This window comes from Sedimentibacter sp. B4 (genome assembly GCF_000309315.1).
GTDB lineage: Bacteria > Bacillota > Clostridia > Tissierellales > Sedimentibacteraceae > Sedimentibacter > Sedimentibacter saalensis.
In genome coordinates this window covers 1-357 of sequence record NZ_CANG01000247.1, presented here as the reverse complement: position 1 = coordinate 357, position 357 = coordinate 1, and the positions used below count along the sequence as shown (strand labels likewise).

Sequence of the window (357 nt, the reverse complement as noted above, 5' to 3'; positions counted from 1 at the left end):
TTGCAGGATTGCTGACGTTCGCACGGGAGCCCGACGGTGCAATGTTCGCCTCGCCCGCCGCGGCGTTGGGTGAGCTCATGGAGCGGATACGCGAGGCCTGGCACGGACCGCTCGCCACGACCGGACGCCGAATACAGATAAGGGTGCCGGCCGATCTTGCTGATGCCCAAGTCCCGGCCGGACTTGCAGAACAGATCCTCGGCGTCCTGATCGACAACGCTGCCACGCACGGCGCAGGGATGGTCACGATCGACACGAGAGACCTCGGAGAAGCAATAGCCATCGACGTGAAGGACGAAGGCATGCAAACCCGGCCCGAAAGAGACCTGTTCAACGGACACGAGCAGGTGCAGCCAC

At 63.6% G+C, this 357-nt stretch carries 1 pseudogene; it reads left to right on the top strand.

What is annotated here, in order from left to right:
- Positions 1 to 41: 41 nt before the first annotated feature.
- Positions 42 to 357 (top strand): annotated as a pseudogene (locus BN358_RS10955) (two-component sensor histidine kinase); the annotation flags it as partial.